Annotated in this window: 25 protein-coding genes; 7 read left to right on the forward strand and 18 right to left on the reverse strand. The window is 62.9% G+C overall.

All coding sequences use genetic code 11. The features are described 5' to 3' along the window. Positions 1-35 precede the first annotated feature (35 nt). The 5 genes from HGI47_RS01665 to HGI47_RS01685 all read right to left on the reverse strand — a co-directional run bounded on the left by HGI47_RS01665 (position 36) and on the right by HGI47_RS01685 (position 6,797). Positions 36-1,241: a DUF445 domain-containing protein gene (locus HGI47_RS01665; RefSeq protein ID WP_168851025.1), complete on the reverse strand. Its 1,206-nt coding sequence runs from the start codon at positions 1,239-1,241 to the stop codon at positions 36-38. A 119-nt stretch (positions 1,242-1,360) separates the two neighbouring features. Continuing rightward, the gene (locus HGI47_RS01670; protein ID WP_168851026.1) at positions 1,361-4,567 is read right to left on the reverse strand and encodes an efflux RND transporter permease subunit; all 3,207 of its coding nucleotides are present in this window, start codon (positions 4,565-4,567) and stop codon (positions 1,361-1,363) included. A 9-nt stretch (positions 4,568-4,576) separates the two neighbouring features. After that, positions 4,577-5,755 (reverse strand): efflux RND transporter periplasmic adaptor subunit, encoded by a 1,179-nt coding sequence (locus tag HGI47_RS01675; RefSeq protein ID WP_168851027.1) that lies wholly within the window; start codon positions 5,753-5,755, stop codon positions 4,577-4,579. A gap of 390 nt (positions 5,756-6,145) precedes the next feature. Continuing rightward, positions 6,146-6,445, reverse strand: a complete 300-nt coding sequence (locus tag HGI47_RS01680; RefSeq protein ID WP_168851028.1) for a DUF1153 domain-containing protein — start codon at positions 6,443-6,445, stop codon at positions 6,146-6,148. A gap of 1 nt (position 6,446) precedes the next feature. Continuing rightward, the gene (locus HGI47_RS01685; RefSeq protein ID WP_168851029.1) at positions 6,447-6,797 is read right to left on the reverse strand and encodes a hypothetical protein; all 351 of its coding nucleotides are present in this window, start codon (positions 6,795-6,797) and stop codon (positions 6,447-6,449) included. 149 nt (positions 6,798-6,946) lie between these two features. On the opposite strand from HGI47_RS01685, the gene mnmA reads away from it, so the two are divergent. Further along, positions 6,947-8,086 (forward strand): tRNA 2-thiouridine(34) synthase MnmA, encoded by a 1,140-nt coding sequence (gene mnmA, locus HGI47_RS01690; protein WP_168851328.1) that lies wholly within the window; start codon positions 6,947-6,949, stop codon positions 8,084-8,086. A 10-nt stretch (positions 8,087-8,096) separates the two neighbouring features. Here mnmA and HGI47_RS01695 read toward each other — a convergent pair whose 3' ends face one another. Next, a complete protein-coding gene (locus HGI47_RS01695; protein WP_168851030.1) occupies positions 8,097-8,465 on the reverse strand; it encodes a hypothetical protein in 369 nt (122 codons plus the stop codon). A gap of 31 nt (positions 8,466-8,496) precedes the next feature. Between HGI47_RS01695 and HGI47_RS01700 the strand changes: the two genes are divergently transcribed. After that, on the forward strand, positions 8,497-9,621 hold the full coding sequence (locus tag HGI47_RS01700) for a serine hydrolase (RefSeq protein ID WP_168851031.1): 1,125 nt from the start codon (positions 8,497-8,499) through the stop codon (positions 9,619-9,621). On the opposite strand, the gene HGI47_RS01705 is transcribed toward HGI47_RS01700, so the two are convergent. From HGI47_RS01705 to pdxH, 3 genes are read right to left on the reverse strand one after another with little or no spacing between them, the layout of a single operon-like run. After that, complete coding sequence (locus tag HGI47_RS01705) at positions 9,618-10,430, reverse strand: PhzF family phenazine biosynthesis protein (protein WP_168851032.1); 813 nt, start codon at positions 10,428-10,430, stop codon at positions 9,618-9,620. The two genes, HGI47_RS01700 and HGI47_RS01705, sit on opposite strands and share 4 nt — an antisense overlap. Continuing rightward, a complete protein-coding gene (locus HGI47_RS01710; protein WP_168851033.1) occupies positions 10,427-11,392 on the reverse strand; it encodes a cation diffusion facilitator family transporter in 966 nt (321 codons plus the stop codon). The genes HGI47_RS01705 and HGI47_RS01710 overlap by 4 nt, the downstream gene beginning before the upstream one ends. 9 nt (positions 11,393-11,401) lie before the next feature. Further along, positions 11,402-12,013, reverse strand: a complete 612-nt coding sequence (gene pdxH / locus HGI47_RS01715) for a pyridoxamine 5'-phosphate oxidase (protein WP_168851034.1) — start codon at positions 12,011-12,013, stop codon at positions 11,402-11,404. A 222-nt stretch (positions 12,014-12,235) separates the two neighbouring features. On the opposite strand from pdxH, the gene HGI47_RS01720 reads away from it, so the two are divergent. Genes HGI47_RS01720 through fabI form a run of 3 tightly spaced genes read left to right on the forward strand, consistent with a single transcriptional unit; the run spans position 12,236 to position 15,036 of the window. After that, the gene (locus HGI47_RS01720; protein WP_168851035.1) at positions 12,236-13,177 is read left to right on the forward strand and encodes a DnaJ C-terminal domain-containing protein; all 942 of its coding nucleotides are present in this window, start codon (positions 12,236-12,238) and stop codon (positions 13,175-13,177) included. Positions 13,178-13,237: 60 nt separating this feature from the next. Further along, on the forward strand, positions 13,238-14,236 hold the full coding sequence (locus HGI47_RS01725) for a YihY/virulence factor BrkB family protein (RefSeq protein WP_168851329.1): 999 nt from the start codon (positions 13,238-13,240) through the stop codon (positions 14,234-14,236). Next, positions 14,233-15,036 carry an enoyl-ACP reductase FabI gene (gene fabI, locus HGI47_RS01730; RefSeq protein ID WP_168851036.1) on the forward strand — a complete coding sequence of 268 codons (804 nt, stop codon included), beginning with the start codon at positions 14,233-14,235 and terminating at the stop codon, positions 15,034-15,036. The genes HGI47_RS01725 and fabI overlap by 4 nt, the downstream gene beginning before the upstream one ends. Before the next feature lie 82 nt (positions 15,037-15,118). Here the strand turns inward: fabI and HGI47_RS01735 are convergent, their stop codons facing one another. From HGI47_RS01735 to HGI47_RS01775, 9 genes are all read right to left on the reverse strand, one after another. After that, positions 15,119-15,703 (reverse strand): hypothetical protein, encoded by a 585-nt coding sequence (locus HGI47_RS01735; protein WP_168851037.1) that lies wholly within the window; start codon positions 15,701-15,703, stop codon positions 15,119-15,121. Positions 15,704-15,800: 97 nt separating this feature from the next. Continuing rightward, complete coding sequence (locus HGI47_RS01740; RefSeq protein WP_168851038.1) at positions 15,801-16,313, reverse strand: demethoxyubiquinone hydroxylase family protein; 513 nt, start codon at positions 16,311-16,313, stop codon at positions 15,801-15,803. Between the two features lies 1 nt (position 16,314). Then, positions 16,315-16,812: a disulfide bond formation protein B gene (locus HGI47_RS01745; protein ID WP_168851039.1), complete on the reverse strand. Its 498-nt coding sequence runs from the start codon at positions 16,810-16,812 to the stop codon at positions 16,315-16,317. 13 nt (positions 16,813-16,825) lie between these two features. Further along, a complete protein-coding gene (locus HGI47_RS01750; protein ID WP_168851040.1) occupies positions 16,826-18,169 on the reverse strand; it encodes a S41 family peptidase in 1,344 nt (447 codons plus the stop codon). Positions 18,170-18,296: 127 nt separating this feature from the next. After that, positions 18,297-19,514 carry a murein hydrolase activator EnvC gene (locus tag HGI47_RS01755; RefSeq protein ID WP_168851041.1) on the reverse strand — a complete coding sequence of 406 codons (1,218 nt, stop codon included), beginning with the start codon at positions 19,512-19,514 and terminating at the stop codon, positions 18,297-18,299. Between the two features lie 8 nt (positions 19,515-19,522). Further along, positions 19,523-19,948, reverse strand: a complete 426-nt coding sequence (locus HGI47_RS01760) for a 23S rRNA (pseudouridine(1915)-N(3))-methyltransferase RlmH (RefSeq protein ID WP_168851042.1) — start codon at positions 19,946-19,948, stop codon at positions 19,523-19,525. A 171-nt stretch (positions 19,949-20,119) separates the two neighbouring features. Then, positions 20,120-20,512 (reverse strand): ribosome silencing factor, encoded by a 393-nt coding sequence (gene rsfS / locus HGI47_RS01765; protein ID WP_168851043.1) that lies wholly within the window; start codon positions 20,510-20,512, stop codon positions 20,120-20,122. Between the two features lie 109 nt (positions 20,513-20,621). Next, positions 20,622-21,302, reverse strand: coding sequence for a nicotinate-nucleotide adenylyltransferase (locus tag HGI47_RS01770; protein ID WP_168851044.1), 681 nt, complete (start codon positions 21,300-21,302; stop codon positions 20,622-20,624). Next, positions 21,266-22,543 carry a glutamate-5-semialdehyde dehydrogenase gene (locus HGI47_RS01775; RefSeq protein WP_168851045.1) on the reverse strand — a complete coding sequence of 426 codons (1,278 nt, stop codon included), beginning with the start codon at positions 22,541-22,543 and terminating at the stop codon, positions 21,266-21,268. Before HGI47_RS01775 ends, HGI47_RS01770 begins: the two co-directional genes overlap by 37 nt. A gap of 272 nt (positions 22,544-22,815) precedes the next feature. On the opposite strand from HGI47_RS01775, the gene HGI47_RS01780 reads away from it, so the two are divergent. Continuing rightward, on the forward strand, positions 22,816-23,964 hold the full coding sequence (locus tag HGI47_RS01780) for a peptidoglycan DD-metalloendopeptidase family protein (RefSeq protein ID WP_370521591.1): 1,149 nt from the start codon (positions 22,816-22,818) through the stop codon (positions 23,962-23,964). A 7-nt stretch (positions 23,965-23,971) separates the two neighbouring features. Then, on the forward strand, positions 23,972-24,322 hold the full coding sequence (locus tag HGI47_RS01785; protein WP_168851046.1) for a polymer-forming cytoskeletal protein: 351 nt from the start codon (positions 23,972-23,974) through the stop codon (positions 24,320-24,322). The last annotated feature ends 73 nt before the right edge of the window (positions 24,323-24,395 follow it).

Consider the following 24,395-nt stretch of genomic DNA (forward strand, 5'->3'; position numbering starts at 1 on the left):
CCTGTCAGTTTCGATCCGAGGCATATCCGGCATCATCACAGGGCCACATCCAGCACATGCAGGACCAGCCCGACAAGGCCGCCCACCAGCGTGCCGTTGATGCGGATAAACTGCAGATCGCGCCCCACTGCGCCCTCGATACGGTCGGTCACGGTGCGGGCATCCCAGCGCTTCACCGTTTCGGAAACAAGCCGCACGATCTGCGCGCCATAGCGGGTCGATACGCCCACCATCGTCCGCCGGGCAAAGCGATTGACCACGCGCTGCAAGCGCACGTCGCGCTGCAAAGCATTGCCGAGTTCGGCCACGCTTGCGCCAAGCTGCCCACTCAAGGCACCACCGGGATTGCGCACCATCTGCAACAGCTTGATCCGCCCGCGCTCCCACAAGGCATCCAGCCAGCGCGCAAATGCCGGATTGGCCAGCACTTCCTGCTTCAGTCGCTCCACGCGCGCGCGCATTTCTGTATCGTGGACCAGATCGTGCGCCAGCGTCTCCAGCCCGTCCTCGATCTTCCGGCGAAGCGGGTGATCGGGCACCACCAGCGTCTCTGCCAGCAGCTTGTAGAGGCCGTCCAAAATCGCGTTGGCGAGTTTTTCGTCCAGCCCGGTCCAACGCAGGATGGTATTCGCGCGCTCGTGAATCGTGGACTGGATCAGCGCCTCGTTGGCCTCAATCGTCTCTGCCGTCTTGCGGATCAGGCCTTCGATCACCGGCATGTGCCGCCCATCCGCAATTGCCGCGCCCAGCAACTGGCCCAGCAGCGGCGAAAGCTCCAGCTTTTCAAGCTGCGTCCGCAAGGCTCCCTTGGCAAGGCCGCCCAGTTCTTCGGGGTCGAGCGATTCCAGCACATCAGCCACCAGCCCTGCCGCACCATCGCGCAGCCGACTTTCGCCCGTGCGCGGATCGGCAAGAAAACCGCCCAGCGCCGCAGCCGCATTGACCGCTCCCATACGCCGGGCGACGACCGCCGGCGTGAGGAAGTTGTTCTGCAGGAACGCCGCCATCGTATCGGCAATGCGGTCCTTGTTTTCAGGAATGATCGCCGTATGCGGGATCGGCAGGCCCAACGGATGGCGGAACAACGCCGTTACCGCAAACCAGTCTGCCAGACCGCCTACCATCGCCGCTTCGGCAAAGGCGCGTACAAAGCCAAGCGCCGGATGCAAACCCTCGTAATGACGCGTCACCGCATAAATAACAGCCATCGCCAGCAGCAGGCTTGTGGCGACCACGCGCATCCGACGCGCCCGGTCTATCGGAATGCCCGTCCGCAAGGGGAAAGGGCGTCCGAACAATGTGCGGTTCGGTCCGCGTGGGACCGGAGCCAAAGCCCCGGCCATATCTGAAGGTTCAGCGGTCACTCCGCCGGAAATGCCTCATGCTGCGGTTCGTTCCGCCGTGCAGGTATTGCCGGTGCAGAAACAGGAGCGGCCGCAGTAGCCGGTTCGGGTTCATGCCCAAGGACATGGCGCGCCAGCCACGGCCCGATGCGCTTTTCCAGCCCATCAGCAAGGCTGAAGCCCGCCGGCACGATCAGCAGCGTCAGCGCGGTCGAAAGCGTCAGACCACCAATCACCACGATGCCCATCGGTGCGCGCCAGCCACCGTCGCCGCCAACCGAAACGGCCGTCGGGATCATGCCCGCCACCATCGCCACGGTGGTCATAATGATCGGCTGCGCGCGCTTGTGCCCAGCCTCGGTAATCGCCTCCAGCTTGGTCTTGCCCGTCGCCATCTCTTCCAGCGCGAAGTCGATCAGCAGGATCGAGTTCTTGGCGACGATGCCGAATAGCATAAGGATGCCGATGAACACCGGCAGAGACAGCGCGCCACCCGTCAGGGCAACCGCGATGAGGCCACCCAACGGCGCAAGGAACAGCGATCCCATATTGACCAGTGGCGAAATGAATCGGTGGTAGAGCAGCACCAGCACCGAGAACACCAGCAGGATGCCCGCCGCCACGGCAATCATGAAGTTGTTCAGCATTTCTGCCTGGAACTTGTCTTCACCCGCCGCCGTGTTCGAAACGCCCTGTGGCAGGTTCTGCATGATCGGCAGCTTCATGATGGCCGTCATCGCATCGCCCTTGACCACGCCCGGCGGCAAGTCCGCGCCCACAAAGACGCGGCGGCTCTGGTTATAACGCTGGATCTGCGTCGGGCCGGAACCGAAGCTGATTTCGGCCACGCGCGAAAGTGGGACCGAACCGGTAGTGGTCGGCACCGGCAGGTTCGCGATCGTCGAAAGATCGCGGCGCGATTCTTCAGGCAGCTTTACCCGGATCGGAACCTGACGATCGGATAGTGAGAACTTGGCGCTGTTCTGATCGATTTCGCCCTGCGTCGCGATGCGGATCACCTGACTGAGCGTTTGTGTGGTCACGCCCAGATTCGCGGCAAGATCAAGGCGCGGCGTGATGATCACTTCGGGGCGGCGCAAGTCCGCACTGATGCGCGGCGCCACAACCAGTGACAGTCCGCTCATCTGATCGACCAGCGTCTGCGCGGTCTTCTGCAGCAGGTCAGGATCGGACCCGGCCAGCATGATGCTGATCGGACGGCCCGAACCGCCGCCTGGCCCACCCGGGCCCTGCGCCTGGAAATTGACCCGCACGTCCGCGATCTTCTGCAATTGCGGCGTTAGTTCGCGTTCGAAATCAAGGCTGCTCCGCACGCGATCCTTGCGCAAGTTGACATAGATGTTGCCCCGCGCCTCACGCACGGAAGCGAGCTGGGATTCCACCTCCTGCTGCTTTGCCAGAAGCGCCGAAATCTCGGCCACCTTGCGTTCGGTCTGCGCTAAGGTCGTGCCCGGCACCATTTCTATGGTCACCGTACTCGAGTCGCTGTCGGTATCGGGGAAGAACTGCGCCGGAATCGTGGCGAACATCACGAACGTGAGCATCAGCGCGGCAAAGCCGATGCCCATCATCCAGAGACGATGATCGCGCAGGCGCGCCCGGAACCGGCGGCGCGGATGTTCGGCGCGATAGGCTTTGGCCTTCGACGTATCGAGCGACCAGCCCAGCACCTTCATGTACCTGTCCATCCACGGCCCGCCGCCGTGTTCCGCTTGGCCATGCGCCTTGAGGAAATAGGCAGCGACCATCGGTGTGATCATGCGCGCTACCAACAGCGAGAATAGCACCGAGATGACCACGGTCAGGCCGAAGTTCTTGAAGAACTGGCCCGATACGCCCGGCATTAGCGCCACCGGGAAGAACACCGCAACGATCGAGAATGTCGTCGCCACAACCGCAAGGCCGATTTCGTCCGCCGCGTCGATCGACGCCTGATAGGCCGTTTTGCCCATCCTCATGTGCCGCACGATGTTCTCGATCTCCACGATAGCATCGTCCACCAGCACACCCGCAACAAGCCCCAATGCCAGCAGCGACATCTGGTTGAGCGTGAAGCCCATCAGATCAAGAACCCAGAACGTCGGGATCGAGGACAACGGAATGGCGATTGCCGAAACGATCGTCGCGCGCCAGTCGCGCAGGAAGAAGAACACCACGATGACCGCCAGCACAGCACCTTCGACCATGGCGTTCATTGAGGAACGGTACTGGTCCTTGGTGTAGCCGACCGAAGTGAACAGCAACTCGAAATGAATCTTGCCACCCTGTTCCTTCTCCAGCTTCGCCATCTCCTCCAGCGCGCCTTCGTAGACCGAGACGTCAGATTCGCCGCGCGCGCGCGACATCGAGAAGGTGACGACCTGCTTTCCGTTGAACTTGGCGTTGGACGTCAGTTCGCTGTAGCTGTCGCGCACGTCGGCCACGTCGGCCACGCGAATGCGACGGTTACCCCCCAGTGTGATTTGGGTCTGCGACAGGTCATAGGCCGATTGCGCATTGCCCAGCACGCGCACAGACTGGCGCGATCCGGCGACTTCGGTCTTGCCGCCTGCGGCGTTGATATTGACCTGACGCAGCGCAGCGTTGACCTGACTGGCCGTTACGCCCAGCGCGTTCATCTTCGCCGGGTCCAGCGTAACCGCAATCTCACGGCTCACCCCACCCGAACGGCTTACTTCGGCCATGCCCGGCACAGTCAGCAGCCGCTTGGCAATAGTATCGTCGATGAACCACGAAAGCTGCTCGATCGTCATATCGTCAGCCGCGACCGCGAAATAGGCGATAGGGTTCGACGATGTTTCGACCTTGAACACCTGCGGTTCAAGAATGCCTTCAGGCAGGTCCGACCGGATCTGGTCGACCTGATTCTTCACCTCGTTGACCGCAGCGTTGATGTCCTGCCCGATCTTGAACTGGACCTGTGTCTGGCTGCTGCCTTCCGATGCGGTCGAGGTCAGCGTATCGACACCGGCAATCGAACGCACGGCAGATTCGACGCGCTGGGTGATCTGGTTTTCGATCTCGGTCGGTGCCGCGCCCGGTTGCGAGATCTGGACGATCACGATCGGAAATTCGATGTCAGGATTGTCCTGCACCTTCATCTGCATGAAGGACACCAGACCCGCCAGCGTCAGGCCAAGAAAGATAACAATCGGGACGACCGGATTGCGAATGCACCAGGCCGATATGTTCTGAAAGTTCATATCCGAACCCTACTTCGCCAGTACCGGCTGAACCTTGTCGCCCGGATTGAGGAATCCGCCCGCACGCAACACAATGCGCTCGCGCCCGTTCAGACCTTCCATCACGGCAATCCCGCGCTGGCTCACCTCGCCGGTCTTCACCGGGCGGCGCTGCGCCTTATTGTTCTCGTCGATCACATAGACGAACGAGCCTTTTTCATCGCTCAGGATCGCGGATTCGGGAAGAAGCGGCGCGGTGATCGTGCCTGCGCGCAGTTGTGCCGTGGCAAATCCGCCGGGGCGCAGATCCTTGTTATAGGACAGCGCAATGCGGACGATCCCTTCCCGCGAAGTCTGGTCGATCGTAGGCGAAACCTGCCACACCTCGCCGGTGAAACTGCGGGCAGCACCAACCGGAGTGATCTCGGCTGTGGCACCCACGGAAAGACGCGCCAGATCGGATTCGGACAGGCGTGCCTGCATTTCCATCTGTCCGTCCCGTGCCATCGAGAATAGCACGCCGGCGCTGGGGCCGACGATCTGGCCCGGCTCGGCCGCGCGTGTCAGCACAAGGCCTGCTGCTGGCGCCACGATGTTCAGCCGCGCCGCACGTTCGCGCAGCTCGCCCAGCCCTGCACGCGCCACGCCAACACGGGCGACAGCGGCATCGCGCGTCGCGGTCAAACGGTCGACATCCGCTTTGGAAATGAAGCCGCGTTCCACCAGTTTGAGCGCACGATCCAGATTCGCCTGCGCCAGCCGCGCGTCGGCAGCCGCCACTTCGACGTTCGCGGCCTGGCTGGCAATCTGCTGCCCCTGCACGGCACGGTCGATCACGGCCAGCACCTGTCCGGCCTGAACCCAATCACCCGCATCCACCAAGACGCGCAGAACCTGCCCGCCTTCACCGGCAACGCCAACCGGCATTTCGCGGCGCGCCGCAATGGTGCCGCTGGCAGTGATGGTATTGGCAATCGTCGTCTGACCGGGAACGACCACGGTCACGACCTGCGCCTGCGCAGTGCCACCGTTCTGCGTGGCGGCAGAGTTGCTGTCGTGCATGAAGTACCAGGCAATCACCAGCACAGCCAGCACCACACCAGCGATCAGCCAGTTGCGCCGCCGCCCGGACTTTGCCTCGTCACCACCACCGTCGAGGGTGTTGATTTCGCGTGCTGCATCGGCATCAATGGTCGATTCGTAATTCATGCTTTTCTCTGCCATCCCCCGCTACGGCAAGACCACTGTGGCACTCTGCCGCGCTGGCATCTTACCGCACCGGAGCGAAGGCTGACCCCCTCTGCTCAAGTTGGTGTGTTACATTCATAACGCACTAGCCGCAAGCATTGCGGCACTGCCCCTATGGCAGATCGGGCCACAGCAATAGACTTCGATCCGACGAGGCGCAATTCAGTCTCGACGAGGGACTTACGCCAAAACGGATCGCGTGTCTTTCTTGCACCTGTAACTTTCTGTAACGTTCTATACGCACTTTTCAGCCAGCCGTGTATGCGTGACCTGTCGCGCACCATAGGCCCAAAAGAACAACGGCCGCCTCCCGAAGGAGACGGCCGCCGCGGATGGAGCTGGTGAAAGCGATCAGTATTTGAGCTGGCGCTCGTAGAGATCGCGATAATGCTGAATACGGGTCACGCGCAGGCCCTGCATCCCCGAACGGTCTACAGCGCGCTGCCACGAGGCAAATTCCTCAAGCGTCAGGCTGTAGCGTTCGCAAACTTCATCGATCGTCAGCAGACCACCGTTAACGGCAGCCACGACTTCAGCCTTGCGACGCACAACCCAGCGGGTGGTGCTCGGCGGCGGCAGGCTGTCGATCGTAAGCGGCTCTCCGAGCGGGCCGATCACTTGTGCCGGGCGGATTTTCTGGTTTTCGATCATGTCAATCTCGTGCTTCAGCGCGGTCCGTCCAGACCCCGGTCATTGCGTCATCCGATTTGGCAAGAAGGGCTTTGCCATTCACTGAAGAGTTTGGGTTAACAGGGCTTTTACACATCGCCACCTGCGCCGAAGCGCCCGAAAACCCGGCCACGATGAGCGCCGCAGTTGCCGCATCAAAGCTGCCGACAGATCCTGCCTCGCCTTGCGCGGGTTGTTGCCACAACGTGCGGCGCAGGTCTTGCATCGCAGTGATCTGCGCACAAAGCCCGTGCCAAGTCAGCGGTCGCAGCCCATGCGCCACCTCGGACGCAGAACCGTCCAGAGCCCAAGCGGCAGAATTTTCAAAGCTCATGTCCATCGCCAAGCCTTCTAGGGGCGAGATGGCTAAGGTCCGGTAAAGGCCGCACTTACCTTTTGTTCAGGTCATCGCATTTTTGTTACGCCTCAAAGGGTTGCCCCTTGGATTTTGCGCTGCGGGGCGAATCCGCCTATGGCGCGCCGATGATCGCAGACTCCGACACCTCCAGCCTATTCGATCTTGCCGGCCCGCTGTCGGCGCAGCGCATAGTCGTCGCCATGTCGGGCGGGGTCGATAGTTCTGTTGTGGCCGGCATGGCCGCGGCCACCGGTGCGGAAGTCATCGGCGTCACGCTTCAGCTTTACGATTACGGTGCCGCCACCGGGCGCAAGGGCGCGTGCTGTGCGGGCGACGATATCCGCGATGCGCGGGCCGTGGCTGACCGGCTCGGCATAGCGCATTACGTGTTCGACCACGAATCGAGCTTCCGCGAGGAGGTCGTCGAACGTTTTGCCAATGATTACCTGAATGGCCGCACCCCAATTCCGTGCGTCCGTTGCAACATGGGTCCGAAGTTCACCGATCTTCTGGCGATGGCGCGCGAACTGGGTGCCGATTGCCTTGCCACCGGTCATTACGTGCGCCGCGTCATGGGCGCGCACGGCCCCGAACTGCACCGAGCGGCCGATCCCGCACGTGACCAGTCCTACTTTCTCTACGGCACGACCGAAGAACAGCTCGCGTTCCTGCGCTTCCCCTTGGGCAGCCTTCCAAAAACTGAAACGCGCCGTATGGCAGAGGCGATGGGCCTGGTCGTTGCCGCCAAGCCCGACAGTCAGGACATCTGCTTCGTGCCCGATGGCGATTATGCCAAGATCGTCCGCGCCGTGCGCCCCGAAGGCGGAGCGCCGGGCGAAATCGTCCATGCCGCAACCGGTGAAGTATTGGGCCACCATCGCGGGATCATCCACTATACGGTCGGCCAGCGCCGTGGCCTTGAAATCGGAGGCCAGCCCGAACCGCTCTACGTGATCGGCCTCGATGGCCCATCGCGCCGGGTGCTGGTCGGCCCGCGTCCGATGCTGGCCGTGGGCAGTGCGGTGATCACCGAAACCAACAGAATCGGCCCGATCCCCGAAGGCCCGCTGACGGCAAAAGTGCGCTCACTGGCCAAGCCGGTGCCGATCGCGCTCGAAGGCCCGTTCGGCAATGGCGCAACCACCACGATCCGCTTTACGCAGCCGGAATATGGCGTGGCCCCCGGACAAGCCGCGGTGATCTATGCCGGGGAACGGGTCATCGGCGGTGGCTGGATCGATTCGACCGAGCGCTGGATTTCCTGATCCACTCTTATTACTTCCAAGGCTCCAGCACGCAGCCCCAGCCTTCCTTGTAGGTCGCGGTCTGGCTAAACATCAGCGCGAATCGCGCCGTCACGCTTTTGGCCTCGCTGTCTTCGCTCAGGCTGACCAGTTCCATGCCCGGTTCGAAGTCTTTCCGGCAATCCGAAAGATCCCGCCCCCCGGCATAACGGCAAGAACAGGCTACCCGCGCGCCATAACTGGTGCCGGTCATCGCATAGCTGCTAATCGAGGACCAGAACACCGCCAGCGTGATCAGCGACAGCGCCAGCAACACCAGCACGACGCGCAGCCACCACCGCCGTTTTGGTCCAATCGTCAGGGACGGAGCTGTGGGGGAACTGTGGTTGCCGGTTGCCATCACTGCCGATTCTGGTCGAAAGCACGGACCGATGGCCCGCCGTTCGCTCTCCCTTATCCTCACGCTTGCGCTGCTGCCAGCCCTCGGCAGTTGTTCGCAGGGGACGAATGCACCTGAAGGTCCGCCACCGCTTTCCGATCAGGCACTTAAGGCTGTCGTCAAATCACCCGGAACCGACCGGGAAAAGCTCGCCCGCGCGGTGGACGCCCTGTTCGACGAAGATATGGGCGAAACCCGCGCCCTGATCGTGATGCGCGGCGGGCGGATCGTGGCAGAACGCTATGCCACCGGCTATCACGAAAATACGCGCTTCGTCAGTTGGTCGATGGCCAAATCGGTCACCGGCGTGATGATCGGGATGCTCGTGTCCGATGGCCGCCTGCGGCTGGATGAAACCGCCCCCGTTCCGGCATGGCAGCGCCCCGGCGATCCGCGTGGCGAAATCACGCTGCGCCAGCTTCTCCAGATGCGGTCTGGCCTGCGCCACGCCGAAGCGATTGAACCGGTTTACGAATCCGACGAAGTGCGGATGCTGTTTCTGGATGGGCGCGACGATATGGCCCGCTACGCCGAAGATCAGCCGCTTGAAGCAGAGCCGGGCCGCAAGTTCGAATATTCCAGCGCCACTAGCGTGATCCTTGCAGACCTTGCCGCGCGCGTGCTCACCCCCGCGCCCGATCCCGAAAGCCGCCGCAATGCCGTGGCGGATTATTTGCGCACCCGCCTGTTCGAACCGGCGGGGATGAAGTCGATGTTGCCCGAATTTGATCGGACGGGCACCTTGGTCGGCGGATCGCTGATCCACGGCAATGCGCGTGATTGGGGCAAGTTCGGAGAATTTCTGCGCAACAAGGGTTCGGTCAAAGGTGCGCAGATCATGCCACGCCAGTGGATCGAATTCATGGTCACGCCTTCCCCGCGCGAAGCGCAATATGGCGCGCAGATCTGGCTGAATCGCAAGGCGACCAGCGGCACATCGGCGCTCTTCCCCAATCGCGGCCCGAAAGACCTCTACGCCTGCATCGGCCATCTCGGCCAATACGTGCTGGTCAGCCCGTCACGCAAACTCACCATCGTTCGCCTTGGCAAGACGCAAGACGATCAGCTTGGCAAAGTGGTCGATGGCCTTGCCGATGTAGTGGCGCTTTACAATTAGGGCAGTCGGAACAGTCCCTCCACCACCGTCACGCACCCACCGCCCAACAGCACGCGATTACCCGCCAGACGGCACGCAAAATCCGCGCCCCGTGCCGAAGCCTGATGTGCGGCAAACGTATCACGCCCCAACTTATGCGCCCACAGTGGCGTCAACGCGGCATGGGCCGAGCCGGTGGCCGCATCTTCATCGATCCCGCCGCCGGGCACGAACACACGGCTGACCACATCTGCGCCCGATGGATGGCCCGCGCCTGGTGCGGTGGCGATAAACTGCACGTCCCCGAATTGCAGCAACGCCTTGAAATCCGGCGCGAGCGCAAGGACATCGGCAGCACTGGGATAAACGAACAGGTTGTAGCCCGCACACTGCCGCACTTCATCCGGCACCGGCGCGCCCAAAAGTGGCACAGCAGCATCGAAGCGGCCCGGCGCGGTCGCCACAACCGGCACCGACAGGACATAGCGATCCCCGTCGCGCGCCACTTCCAGAATCCCTGCCTTGCGCGTGGCAAACGTCACGCGCCCGCGCATCGGATCCTGCGCCAGCACCACGTGCCCCGATGCCAGGGTGGCGTGGCCGCACATCGCCACTTCGACCGCAGGCGTGAACCAGCGCAGTTCGAAATCCGCAGCGCCCGTATGATCGGGCACAAGAAAGGCGGTTTCGGCAAACATGTTTTCCGCACCGATGGCCTGCAGCGTGGCATCGTCCGGCCATGCCTCCAGCATCATCACCGCCGCCTGATTGCCGCCCAGCGCCCGCGCGGTGAAGGCATCGACGTGGAAATAGGGAACCTTGCTGCTCACTTGCCGGGCGCTCCTTGCGCAATGATGGCCGGGCTGACGCCGTCGGGACCGGGTTCGAGCAGGTTCTCGGCTCCGATGGAATCCTCATCCACCAGCCCTTCCGGGTCTGGATGGATAAGGATTTCGACGCCGGGAAAGGCCGCCATCAGCTTGTCCTCGATCTCGTCCATAACCCGATGCGCCTCGGTCACGGTCATCCGCCCGTCGATCCAGACGTGAAACTGGACGAAATCACGATTGCCGCTCGTGCGCGTCCGCAGATCGTGCAGTCCCTTCAGTTCGGGATGCTGCGCGACCACTTCGAGAAAGCGCTCACGCTTTTCGAGTGGCCATTCGTGGTCCATCAACTGATCAACCGCTTCTTGGGAAGCGCCCCATGCGCCCCACGCCAGCCACATGGCAATGCCGAAGGCAAAAACCGCATCCGCCCCGGTGATCCCCAAATACGTATCCAGCACCAGCGCCGCAATCACCGCAAGGTTCAGAAACAGGTCGGACTTGTAGTGCACATTGTCCGTGCTGATCGCGAGGCTGCCGGTCTGCCGAATCACATGGCGCTGATAGGCTAGCAGCGCCAGGGTAGCCCCCAGCGCGATGGTCGAAACGATGACCCCCGATTCCGCCTCGGCTACCTGAGCTTGCCCAAGGAACTGACCAACGGCTCGGAACGCAAGCCCGATGGCCGAAATCGAGATCAGCACTACCTGAAACATCGCGGCCAACGCCTCGGCCTTGCCATGACCGAAGCGGTGGTTGGCATCGTCAGGTTGCGAGGCCACCCACACGCCGAGCAGCGTGGCCACGCTCGCCACCAGATCCAGCGCCGTATCGGCAAGGCTGCCGAGCATCGCGGTGGAGCCGGTGGAAATGACCGCCCACACTTTCATCCCCACCAGCAGCAAGGCGACGGAAATGCTGGCGAGTGCGGCCTTCTTGTTCAGATCGGCATGTTTGTCGGTCATGGCACACCCTTAGGGATAAAGCAGGCTGCTGGTCCACCCACCCGCGCCGTCGACAACAAAACGGCGACGTTCGTGCAGGCGGTAATCGCGGTCCTGCCAGAATTCGATTGCCGCAGGCGTCACGCGATAGCCTGACCAGTGCGCCGGGCGCGGGACGTTGCCATCGGGATATTCCGCCCGCAGTGCCGCCACACGATCAAGGTAAACCTGACGGTCGGGCAGAGGACGCGACTGGTCGGATGCGGCAGAACCCAGCCGCGATTCGGGATGGCGGCTGGCGAAATAAGCATCCGCTTCCTCCGCACTGACCTCGGTGATCGGGCCTTCGATGCGGATCTGGCGCCGCAGCGACTTCCAGTGGAACAGCAGCGCAACGTGGCCGTTTGCCGCCAGTTCCCCACCCTTGCGGCTGTGGAAGTTGGTGTAGAACACGAAGCCGTCCGGCCCATGCCCTTTCAAAAGCACCATCCGCACTGAAGGCAGGCCATCGGGCGTGGCCGTTGCCAGCGCCATCGCATTGGGATCGTTCGGTTCGGATTTCTGCGCTTCGGCAAACCACGATTCGAAGATCGCGATGGGATCGGCATGGGGAATTGCTTCGGAATTCTGTTCAGGTTTCACAGGCTTTTCCTGAAAGGGTTTACGGGGTTTACATAGTCCAGAGAGAAACAGTCATGCCCCTCTTCTGCGCTGCGCATGAGGCCCCACTTGCGCAGACATCATGGCAGGGGAGCCTTGTTTCGCCATGACAGGGATCAATTGCATGCCCCCGGCCTACTCCCGTAACGCGAAGTAGGAAAGCCAGCCTTGCGGGCGGGCTTGGCGCGCCCTAGCTATGCGCACATGGCCGATCCATATTCCACTCTGGGCGTTCCCCGCAGCGCGAGCGAGAAGGACATCAAGTCCGCCTATCGCAAGCTGGCGAAAGAACTGCACCCTGATACCAACAAGGACAACCCCAAGGCTGCCGAGCGCTTCTCGGAAGTGACTCGCGCCTACGATCTGCTGTCCGACAAGGACAAGCGCGCCCAGTTCGACCGCGGCGAGATCGATGCCGAGGGCAACCCGGCAGGCCCCTTTGGTGGCGGGTTTGGCGGTGGCGGGTTCCGCGGCCAGCAAGGCGGGTTCCGCCACGATGGCGGTTTCGAAGGCGGCTTCGGTGGCGGGGCCGAAGGCATCGACATTGGCGATATCTTCGAAGGCCTGTTCGGCGGGCGCGGCGGAATGAGCGGAATGGGCGGCGGCGCGCGCCGAGGTCCCCCGCCCAAGGGCGCGAATGTCAGCTATCGCCTGCAGGTTTCCTTTGTGGATGCGGCCACCCGCGCCAACCAGCGCATCACGCTGTCGGATGGCAAATCCATCGACCTCAAGCTGCCTGCAGGTTTAGAAAATGGCCAGCAGATGCGGCTTGGCGGCAAGGGTGAACCCGGCCCCGGCGGCAATGGCGATGCCATCGTCACCATCGAAATCGGCAGCCACCCGTTCTACGAACGCGATGGCGACAACATCCGGCTCGATCTCCCGATCAGCCTGTCCGAAGCGGTGGGCGGCGCGAAAGTGAAAGTGCCCACGGTCGATGGCGCGGTCATGCTCACGGTTGCACCGGGAAGTTCCAGCGGACGCACGCTGCGCCTGAAAGGCAGGGGCTTTTCGCGCAAGGACGGCACGCGGGGCGACCAGTTGGTCACATTGCAGATAGATATTCCGGCAGACGACATGGATCTGAAAGCGCGTCTCGATGGTTGGGCCGACATGCGCAACCTTCGTGACAAACTTGGTGTCTGAGTGACGTCAACAGACCCGCCGCCGGTCGACGATTCGCCTGAGCCGCAGCCGCTGATGGCCATGACGAACCTGTCGCCCGAAGCACGGCGGCAGGAAGCGCTGCGTTGGCGCCAAGGGCTGGCCGAAGCGCGCGAGCGGCTTGGCCCCGGTAGCCGCGCTTGGGAAGTGGTCAAGCGTGTCTTCACCGGCGTGTTCAACGATGGCTCGATCCATGCCGGAAACTTGGCCTACATGATCGTGATCGCGATCTTCCCGTTCTTCATCGCCAGCGCTGCATTGTTTTCGCTGATCGGAGAGGCAAGCCAGCGCGCAGCGGCCATCGACGCCGTGTTGATCGCTTTGCCTCCCGTGGTTGCCGCCACTATTGAACCTGTGGCGCGCAGCGTTATCGAAGCACGCAGCGGCTGGCTTTTATGGATCGGCGGAATCTTCGGCCTTTGGACAGTCGGCAGTCTTGTCGAAACCATCCGTGACATTTTGCGCCGCGCCTATGGGACGCAATGGGAGCACGCATTCTGGCGCTATCGCCTCGCATCGACCGGGCTGACGCTGGCTTCGGTCGTGCTGATTCTTCTGGCCATCTTCGCACAAGTTCTCATCGGTGCGGCGCAGGAAGTGATCGAGGCATTTTTGCCACAGTTTGGCGACCTAGTGTCCAGCCTCGCACTGTCGCGCTTCATTCCGGCAGCCGTGCTCTATGGCGCGCTATGGTTGCTGTTCATTTCGCTTACGCCCGGATCTTTCCGTGGGCGGGACTATCCCAAGTGGCCCGGCGCGCTGTTTGTCACAGTGTGGTGGATCGTGGTCACAACAGCGCTGCCTGCGGCCTTGCGCACCTTTTTCTCCTATGATTTGACCTATGGCAGCCTTGCCGGGATCATGATCGCTCTTTTCTTTTTCTGGCTGGTCGGCTTAGGGATGGTAGTAGGAGCCGAACTCAACGCCGCGCTTACCGAAACGCCGGAAGAGCGCGACATGCTGGGTCAGGCGGATAATCGTGCCCGCGTAAAAATGGCGGGCACCGGGAACGATACGAGAAGCGAGAACACGAACGCATGACCGGACTTATGCAAGGCAAACGCGGCCTGATCATGGGCCTCGCCAATGACAAGTCGCTGGCATGGGGTATTGCCAAGCAATTGCACGAACATGGCGCGGAACTCGCCTTCTCCTATCAGGGTGAAGCGCTGGAAAAGCGCGTGCGCCCCTTGGCCGCCAGCCTTGGCAGCGATTTCCTGATCGAATGCGACGTGTCCGACATGGACGCGCTCGACCAGACGTTTGAAACGCTCAAAGGCCGCTGGCCGACCATCGATTTCATCGTCCACGCCATCGGGTATTCCGACAAGAACCAGCTGCGCGGCAAGTTTTACGACACCACGCTCGACAACTTCCTGATGACGATGAACATCTCGGCCTACAGCCTTGTCGCCGTCACCAAGCGCGCGATGGAAATGATGCCGAATGGCGGTTCGATCCTGACGCTGACCTATTACGGCGCGGAAAAGGTCGTGCCCCATTATAACGTGATGGGCGTGGCCAAGGCGGCGCTGGAATCCAGCGTGAAGTACCTTGCCAACGATTGTGGACCTTCGGGCGTGCGCGTGAACGCGATTTCCGCTGGTCCGATCAAGACGCTTGCCGCCAGCGGTATCGGTGATTTCCGCTACATCCTGAAGTGGAACGAGTTGAACAGCCCGCTGCGCCGCAATGTGACCATCGAGGACGTCGGCGGCGCAGGCCTCTATTTCCTGTCCGACCTGTCATCGGGCGTGACCGGCGAAACGCACCATGTGGACGCTGGCTATCACACCGTGGGAATGAAGCAGGAAGACGCCCCGGATATCGCGCTGGGGTGATTTGGTGGCAGCGACTCCGCTGCCACCATCACAAGCTTCGTCATTCCCGCCTGCGCGGGAATGACAAAATTCTTGTAAAAGATCAGGGCTGCTGTGGTGCAGGCAACGGCTGCTCGCCGCCAGTCGGCGCGGACACGCCATCCCGTTCGCGCTTCAGCCGGGCCTCATATTCCTTCTCGATCTGCTCGACCCGCGCCTGTTCGGCTGCGGCATCGGCATCAATCGTGCTCAGGCGCTTTTCGCGCTCTTCCTCGATCAGCTTGCCGAACTGCACGTCGGGGCTGTTCTTCTTCTCGGCATAGGCACGATCGATCAGCTTGGTCAGACACCCAGTCGCACCGCCCGCACCCACCGCAGAGCAGGAATTGGTGCCGAAATTGCCCACCGTTTCATAGGCCTTCACCCGATCCGTCCACGAACGGTTCTGCGGTGATTCGAGGTTTTCGCGGAATGGCTTCGGGATGCGGAAGCGTTCTTCCTCTTCCTTGCGCGCGCAGACGGTGATCGTGTTGCCATCGGACTTGGGGCACGGATCGTTGCCATAGACGATCAACTGGTTCACCCGCTCACCCGAAGGATCGACCAGCCCCTGATCCGCGCCTTGCGCAAATGCCGGGACGGAAAGCGCGCTGGAAAACAGCAGGGCGGCAGAAATCAGGCGCTTCATCGTGGAATCTCCGGTCAGGCTTGAGTCCGATATAGGGCGCGGGCGCTGTGAATGGTAGATGAAGAGCGGAAGTGCCCGGACAGTTCCCTGCGCTGGATCAAATGCGCTTCGAAAGCGCAATCGCCGCCTTGCAGCCGAGGCGGATGGCCGTGAACAGCACCGGATAGGCCGGTGCCTGTTCCGCCCCTGCCGCCAACGCGGCATCGCGGTGTTCGCGTTCGTCATCGCGAAATTCACGGATCATTTCAGCGAGTTCGGGGTCTTGATCGCCAAGCTGTTCAAGCTGCTCGGTATAGTGCAGGTCGATCTCGGTTTCGATGGCAGCGGTGCAGGCCATCGCCGCCTTCGGGCCGATCAGCGCTGTCGTCGCACCCAGTGCAAAGCCCGCGACAGACCATACCGGCTGCAACGCCGTAGGACGCACGCCGCGTTTGGCCAGCAGGGCGTCAAAGCGCTTGCGATGATCGGCTTCCTGTTCGGCCATCGCCGCGATCTCTGCCGAATGCGGCGCGCGATTGCCCATGACGGCAAGCTGGCCCGCATAGATGCGCGTTGCGCCGTATTCTCCGGCCTGATCCACGCGCAGCATTTCAGCAGTCTTGGCGGTCATCTCAGGCTCCCTTGCGGCCTTTGCCCAGCAGCGCGAAGACCAGCACCGCGCCCGTGATCGAGATCAGGAAATTGAACCCGGCAAGGCTCACGCCGAAGAGGGACCAAGGTGCAACATCGCAGCGGATCACCGGCGCGTTCATGATCGCGTCCAGCGCGTTGCCACCGCTTTCGGCCACGGTGGCGCAAGCGGTCACGCCTTCCCACCAGCCATATTCCACGCCCGCATGAAACGCGCCGATCAAGCCGGAAATGCCGGTGGCGGTGGCGGCAAGGATCACCGCCATATCGCCTGCGCCCCTGCCCTTCCCCGCGCCCTTCATCGTAAAGGCCAGCAGCGCCAGCACGATGGCCGCGATATGCGGATAGCGCTGCCACCAGCACATCTGGCAAGGGTAAAGGCCGAACACGTATTGCGATACCAGCGCCCCTGCCATCAGCGCGGCGGGCACGGCAAGGGCAAGCGAATAGGCGGCGTTGCGGGCCTGAAGCGGTGTCATGCCGCGTGCCCTATTACCGCTTCGACTTTGCCGCAAGCGCCGTGCGCGGCGCGGTGCGGCCCAGCGTCTGCACCGCGTAATAGAGCTGGAAATCCTTGATGTTCTTGGCCTTCAGCTCGTCTGCCGTCATCTTGAAGCGCGGATCGTCGATCTTGTCCTTTTCCAGATCCTTGTCCTCCATCTTGATCTCGTTGATCAGATGGCCGCGCAGATCGCTTTCGCGGTAAGACCGCGCCTGACGTTTGCGCATGTCGGGATCGGAAATCTGCGGCACGGCGATATCGGGATCGATGCCGCCTTCCTGCACCGAACGGCCCGATGGCGTGTAATAACGCGCGGTCGTCAGCTTGACCGCCGTATCCTTGGTCAGCGGGATCAGCGTCTGCACGCTGCCCTTGCCGAAGCTGCGCTGGCCCATCACCACCGCGCGATGCTGGTCCTGCAACGCACCCGCGACGATTTCGGACGCGGAGGCAGACCCTTCGTCGATCAGCACGATCATCGGCGTGCCCTTGGCGATATCGCCCTTGGTATCGATCTCTGCCGGATAGACTTCGGTATCGCGGGCATAGCGGCCCCGCTGCGAAACGATGTTGCCGCGTTCAAGGAAGAGGTCCGACAGCGCAATGGCTTCGTCAAGCAAACCACCGGGATTGCCGCGCAGGTCAAGCACGAGGCCGGTAACCCGCCCACCAGCCTTGGCTTTCGCCTCGGCCCATGCCTTCTTCACCGAAGCGCCCACATCGGCGCTGAAGCTGGAGACGGAAATGACGGCCACATTACCCTGCAGCTCCCACTCAACCGGCTTCAGTTCGATGATCTGGCGGATAATCGTCACGTCGAACGGCTCGTCACGGCCCGGCCTGAACACGCTCAGCTTGATCTGCGTGCCCGGCACCCCGCGCATCTGATCGACCGCTTCGTCCAGCGAACCGCCGTAGATCAGCTTGCCATCAAGATGCGTGATGTAATCACCCGCCTTGACGCCCGCCAGATCGGCGGGGCTGCCCTTGGTCGGCGCGATAACCTTTACCGCGCCGTCATCCAGCGTGACCGAGAGGCCCAGCCCGCCATACGACCCTTCGGTCTGCGTGCGCAGATTCTCAAAATCACGCGCATCAAGATAGGCGCTGTGCGGATCAAGCGTGGCCAGCATGCCGTCGATCGCGCCTTTCAGCAGCTTGTCGTCCTCTACCGGTTCGACATAGTTCGATTTGATGCGTTCGTAGACTGCCAGCAGCTTGCCAAACTCAGGCCCGGTGCGCGAATCTACCGCAGCAAGGCCCGAAGTGGCAGCAGGGATCAGGGCCACGGCGGAAACCAGCGCAGTGGCGCGAAGCAGATCGGCAAACTTCATTGCCCAAAGGGCCTTTCGCGAGGAGGCAGTCATTGCGGCGATTGTATAACCACCGTCGAATTAACGCCAGATGAGGTTTTGCGGCAGGGTGAGACACCGCAATCGACGAACGGCGAACCCTGTTCGATCAACCGCCCTGCTGCTCCAGCGGATTGACCGGCGCGCCATCGCGGCGCAATTCCACGGTGAGAACCGGGCGGCCCGGCCCGGCCGTGCCCAGCGGCGATCCCTGCACCACCGCTTCACCCACCCGCGCCGCGATTCGGCCCATATTGGTGACGAGTGTGGTCCACCCACCATCATGTTCGACGATCACGATCGTGCCATAACCGCGATAAGGCCCGGCAAAGGCCACCCGGCCATCGGCGGGCGAAACCACTTGTGCACCACCAATGGGCGCAAGCGCGATACCGGTTGTCGGCCCGGTGGGCGAACTTGCGCCAAAGCCAGAAACCAGCCGCCCGCTGACGGGCATGATCCACGGCAGCTTTGGCGCATTGGTGACCAGCATGGCCGGGGGCGCATCCACCACTTGCAGCACGTCGCCGGGGCGGCTTGGCGGCAAGACCGGGCCGGGCAGCGCGGCCAGTTGCTGGCGCAGCGACCCGTCCTCTTCCAACCGGTCGAGCAGGGACGACAAGTCGCGCGTCTGCTCGGCCAGCGCCATTGCGCGGTCCGCCTCCCGGCTCGCCACCCCTTGCGCCTCGTGCGACGCGAGACGCTGGCGGCTTTCCAGCGCAGCAAGTTCGGTGCGGCGGGCAAGCAGCGACTTTTCGCCATCGGCCTGCGCATTGGCGGCCAGTTGGGCATCGGCCTGCAACTTGCGGCTACGCTCGATCTCGGTGCGCAGGCCTGCGGTACGGCGGCGCACCTCCGGCAGCATCGTTTCCATCACCGCGCGCAAGTGCACGGTATCACGCAGGGACTCTGCCCGAACCAGACTGAAGGCCAGCGGACGGCGCGCCATCATCTGCAGGGCGGCGGTCAACCGCACGACCGGTTCCTGCCGCTGCGCCATGCGATTGCGTAACCGCTCCCGCTGGCGTTCGATCAGCGCGATCTTTGCCTGCGCCACCGCGATCTCAGCCTCGGACTGCTGGATGCGCGCGGCCACAGCGGCCACTTCGCGCGCGGTGCGGTCCGCCTCTGCCGTTGCCTTGCGCGCGGTCTGTTCAAGCTGTTCGGCCCGCGCGCGCGACTGGGCCAGCGCCTGCCCCGCACGGCGCAGCACTTCACCCGCCTCGCCCGCATCGGCATAGGGACTGGCCTGCTGCGCCGTCGCCTGCCACGCGGCGACGCCTGCCAGAGCCAAGGCCACAGAGATAAACGCAAGACGTGACGTCATGCCGCCGCTTATCCCTCGCGATGATAGGGATGGCCAGCAAGAATGCTGGTGGCCCGCCAAAGCTGTTCGGCCAACATCGCGCGGGCCATCATGTGCGGCCAAGTCGCCTTGCCGAAAGCGATCAGCAGATCGGCAGATTCGCGCAACGGATCGTCATGCCCGTCCGCTGCCCCGATCAGGAACCGCGCCTCGCGCACGCCATCATCGCGCCACCGGCCAAGGATCGCGGCAAATTCGCTGGAGGTAAGCTGCCTGCCCCGCTCGTCCAGCGCCACGGTGCGAAACGGCGTTTGCGCAGGCGGCGGCACCGTGCCGCCCCGGTCGGGCAGTTCGGAAACCTTCAACCCCCACGAAATCCGCTTCGCATAACGCTCCACCAGCTCCGCCTCAGGCGAACGGCCGATCTTTCCGCGAGCGATGATGTGCAGGAGCATGGGCGGGGTCTAGCGGGGATTTGCGGGGAAATGAATCCCCGAGGCTCAAACAAGCGGCACCGGCCCACTCCCCCGGCCCGACTACCCTGCGAGGTATGATCTGGGTGGTCGGGCCGGGGGAGTGGGCCGGTGCCGCAAGCTATCCGCGAATGCGGATAGCTTTACATCAAATCACGCCGCGCCGGCATCTCCGAACGCCCACATGCGTTCGAGGTTGTAGAACGTGCGCACTTCGGGGCGGAACAGGTGGATCACCACGTCGCCCGCGTCCACCAGCACCCAGTCTGCCGCTGGGAGCCCTTCGATCCGCACATGGCCAAAGCCTGCGTGCTTGATCCGCTCGGACAGCTTCTGCGCCATCGTGGCGACCTGCCGGGTCGAGCGGCCGGACGCGATCACCATGAAATCGGCAACAGAGCTTTTGCCTTCGAGCGGGATGGACACCACTTCCTGCGCCTGATCATCGTCAAGCGACTGCAGCACGAGATCGTGCAGCGCGGTGGGGCTGTAGGGGGTCTTGGGGGCTGTGTCGGCCTTGGCCGACAGCGGTTGAACGCTGGTCATGTCGCGCGAAATGGCCTCCGTGGCTCAAGAGTCAAGGAATAACGGTTGTGACACACAAATGTTTCGCCTCTCCACACCCTTGCGGATGGGGCGAAAAGGCCTTGCACGGTCAGGATTTCCCTCGTCCGATCAAACGATGCGTCACGGCATCCCGCAGGCCCACCTCGCGGCAGGCATTGGCCCAATCAGGGTCGGCGGCGCGAATCGCGCTGGCCGAACGGCCATCAGGATCGAAGCGAAGAAAAGTCAGCGCCGGAGCGCTCCGCCTTGCGCCGGAAACGAACTGTCCGGGCCGCTGGCGCCAGCGGCGCAGCCAGGCATTGGCAGGGCTTGCCATTGCAGCAGCATCATACCCCGGACGCGCGATCACTGCAATCGGCATAAGACGCGCAATATCGCGCCAGTCCTTCCACTTGTGGAACTGCGCCAGATTATCGGCCCCCATGATCCACACGAAACGCCGCTTGGGATAGCGCCGCAGAATCGCGCGCAGCGTATCGACGGTAAAGCGCGTGCCCAGTTCGCGCTCAATCACGGTGGCCCGGATCGGCGCATGGCGGCTCATGGCCTGTGCCGAAGCCAGCCGCGCCGAAAGCGGAGCCATTCCTTTGGCGGGCTTCAGCACATTGCCCGGCGAAACCAACCACCACACCTCATCCAGCTCCAGCGCATCCAGCGCGAACAGTGTCACGCGGCGATGGCCACCGTGCGCCGGATTGAAGCTGCCGCCGAACAGGCCGGTTAAAGGACCAATCAGGGCCGCACCTGCCCTGACCCGCGCACCAGCCACTTGTAGGTCGTCAACCCTTCCAGCGCCACCGGCCCGCGCGCATGAAGCCGTCCTGTCGCGATGCCGATTTCCGCGCCAAGCCCAAACTCGCCCCCATCGGCAAACTGGCTGGACGCGTTGTGCATCACGATGGCGCTGTCCACGTCTGTCAGGAAGCGGTCCGCCACGTCCTGATCCTCGGTCACGATGGCATCGGTATGCCCCGAAGCATGGGCCGAAACATGCGCCAGCGCTTCGTCCAGTCCATCGACCACCGCGACCGAAAGGATCGCATCGAGATATTCGGTGTCCCAGTCGTTCGCCGCCACCGGCACGATGCGCGGATCGATGGCGCGGGCACGAGCATCGCCACGCAGTTCGCATCCTGCATCGAGCAACGGCTCCACCAGTCCGTGGGGGTCGGGATAGGTCGCATCGATCAGCAGCGTTTCCATCGCCCCGCAAATGCCAGTACGGCGCATCTTGGCGTTGAGCACGATTGCCTTGGCCATTGCAGGATCGGCAGCGGCGTGAACGAACGTGTGATTGATCCCATCCAGATGCGCCAGCACCGGCACGCGCGCATCGGCCTGCACCCGCGCGACAAGGCTTTTGCCCCCGCGCGGCACGATCATGTCGATCAGGCCCGCCGCCGCCAGCATCGCCCCCACGGCTGCACGATCCTGCGTGGGCAGAAGCTGGACGGCTTCGGCGGGAACGCCACCTTCGATCAGGCCCGATACCAGCGCCTTGTGAATCGCGCGGTTCGAATGGACCGCTTCCGATCCGCCGCGCAAAATCGCCGCATTGCCCGACCGCACGCAGAGCGCAGCGGCATCTGCCGTCACATTCGGGCGGCTTTCATAGATGATGCCGATCACGCCAACCGGAATGCGCACACGCTGCAAAACCATGCCGTTGGGCCGCGCGCTTTGCGAAATCACCTCACCCACCGGATCGGTCAGCGAAGCCACCTGCTCCACCGCATCGGCCACCCCGGCAAGGCGTTCGGGCGTCAGGTTCAGCCGGTCCAGCATTGCTCCGGTAAGGCCATTGGCCTCGCCATTGACCATATCCTGCGCGTTTGCCGCCAGAATGTCAGACTCTGCTACGCGCAAGGATGCTGCGGCAAGCTTCAGTGCGCGCTCTTTCGCTGGCGCATCCATCCGCGCCAGCGTGCGCTGCGCGCTGCGTGCGGCACGGGCAAGACCTTCGACCAGATCGGTTGCGGATTCGGCGGTTTGAACAGGCTGGCTAGACATGACTGCGCCCTAGCATCGGGCATGGCCAATGTCATCCATCCCGGCGAATCGAAGTCCCATCACGCAGCATAAGGTGCGCGCAATCACACCATTGCAAACGATTCATCGGGGGACTCACACGGTTCAACGTGCTTGGCAGGAATCGGATTCGCCAGCCGGGAACCGGACAGCTAATGCGCGCCGCGACGGGACATTAAAACCACTTAACCAATTCCGGGGGTCGCCTGCCTGTGTCATCTTCGAAACCTGACCGCTTGCGGTTGCGAGAGACCGTGGCTGCGGCAATCTCGCAAGTGCGCGCGTGGTTTCCCGAACGCGAATTCTTCATGCGTTCGCAGGGGCACGTCCGGTTCATCCGCGTGTCGTCGCGCCTGCAAATGGGCGTTGCTGGCGGAATCGCCGCCGCCGTGCTGGTCTGGCTCGGCGCAATGGGCGTTACGCTCGTTTCGCAATTCACCGCCGCGCGCGAACATGCCGAACTGCTGGAACGCGAAGCCGCCGTCGCCACCGCCGAGAGCCGCGTGGCAAAATATCGCGACGGGCTGGAAGGCGTGGCCGATGATCTGGCCCGCCGGCAGGACTTCATTGAAAAGGCCATCGAAGGCACGATTGGCGAAATGCCCAAGGATCTGCCGCAAGGCACCGTGTCCGACAGCAGCGCCGAAACGGCCAAGACCGTGCAGAAAATCTCCGCCGTGCTGCCAGAGGCCAAGCGCCTTGCCGAAGTGGAAGCGCGCCAGCTTGCCTTTATCGAACGGCTGACCCGCTTTGCCGATGCCCGCGCCACGCAGGCTGAAACCGCGATCCGCCGCGTCGGGCTGAACCCGGCGATGCTGCGCGCCTCTGCGCGTGAGGCACAGGGCGGCCCCCTGATCCGCCTGTTCACCGGTGCTGATGAAAGCGTCGATCCGCGTTTTGCCCGGCTCGGCGCCAGCCTTGAACGCATGGCCGCGCTGGAAAAGGGGCTGCGCCGCATTCCCAGCACGCTGCCCGCCAGCCTTGAATATATCTCCAGCGGCTTTGGCTATCGCTCCGATCCGTTCACGGGCGGCGCGGCGTTTCATGCTGGCCTCGATTTCCGTGGCCCCATCGGCGCGCCGATCTATGCCGCGGCCGCCGGCACCGTCAGCTTTGTTGGCGTAAAACAGGGCTACGGCAATGTCGTCGAAGTCAGCCACGGCAACGGGCTGATGACTCGCTATGCCCATATGTCGCGCACCGGCGCGCAGGTTGGGCAGAAGGTCGATGCCGGTGCCGTTATCGGCCAGATCGGCAACACGGGACGTTCCACCGGCCCCCATCTCCATTTCGAAGTGCGGATCAATGACCGCCCGGTCAATCCGCGCCCGTTCCTTGAGGCAAACAGGCATGTTCAGGAAATCCGCGCCGGAAGTGCGCAACACGATCAGCACGGGGAGTAATTCAGGCATGGCTGCAACCTTCTCCGTTCTGGGTGCCGATGTTGCCGTAAAGGGCGATCTTTCCGCCACCGCAGATCTGCATATCGATGGCTGCGTCGAAGGTGACATCACTTGCGCCGCGCTGGTGCAGGGTGAAAAAAGCACCGTGACCGGCGCGATAAAGGCACAGAGCGCGCGCCTTTCGGGCACGGTCCACGGGTCTATCGAAGCCGCAGAACTCGTCATCCTCAAGACCGCGCGCATCCACGGCGATGTCAGCTATGATGCGCTGACCATCGAACAGGGTGCGCAAGTGGACGGCCGCTTTGCCCACCGCGTTCATGCGAGCGAAGAACCGTCGCTGACGCTGGTGAGTTAACCGATTGATGGCACCGGCCCACTTCCCCGGCCCGATCACCCTTTCGAGGTAGACTCTGGGTGGTCGGGCCGGG

This window comes from Novosphingobium sp. ERN07 (genome assembly GCF_012641335.1).
Lineage (GTDB): Bacteria > Pseudomonadota > Alphaproteobacteria > Sphingomonadales > Sphingomonadaceae > Novosphingobium.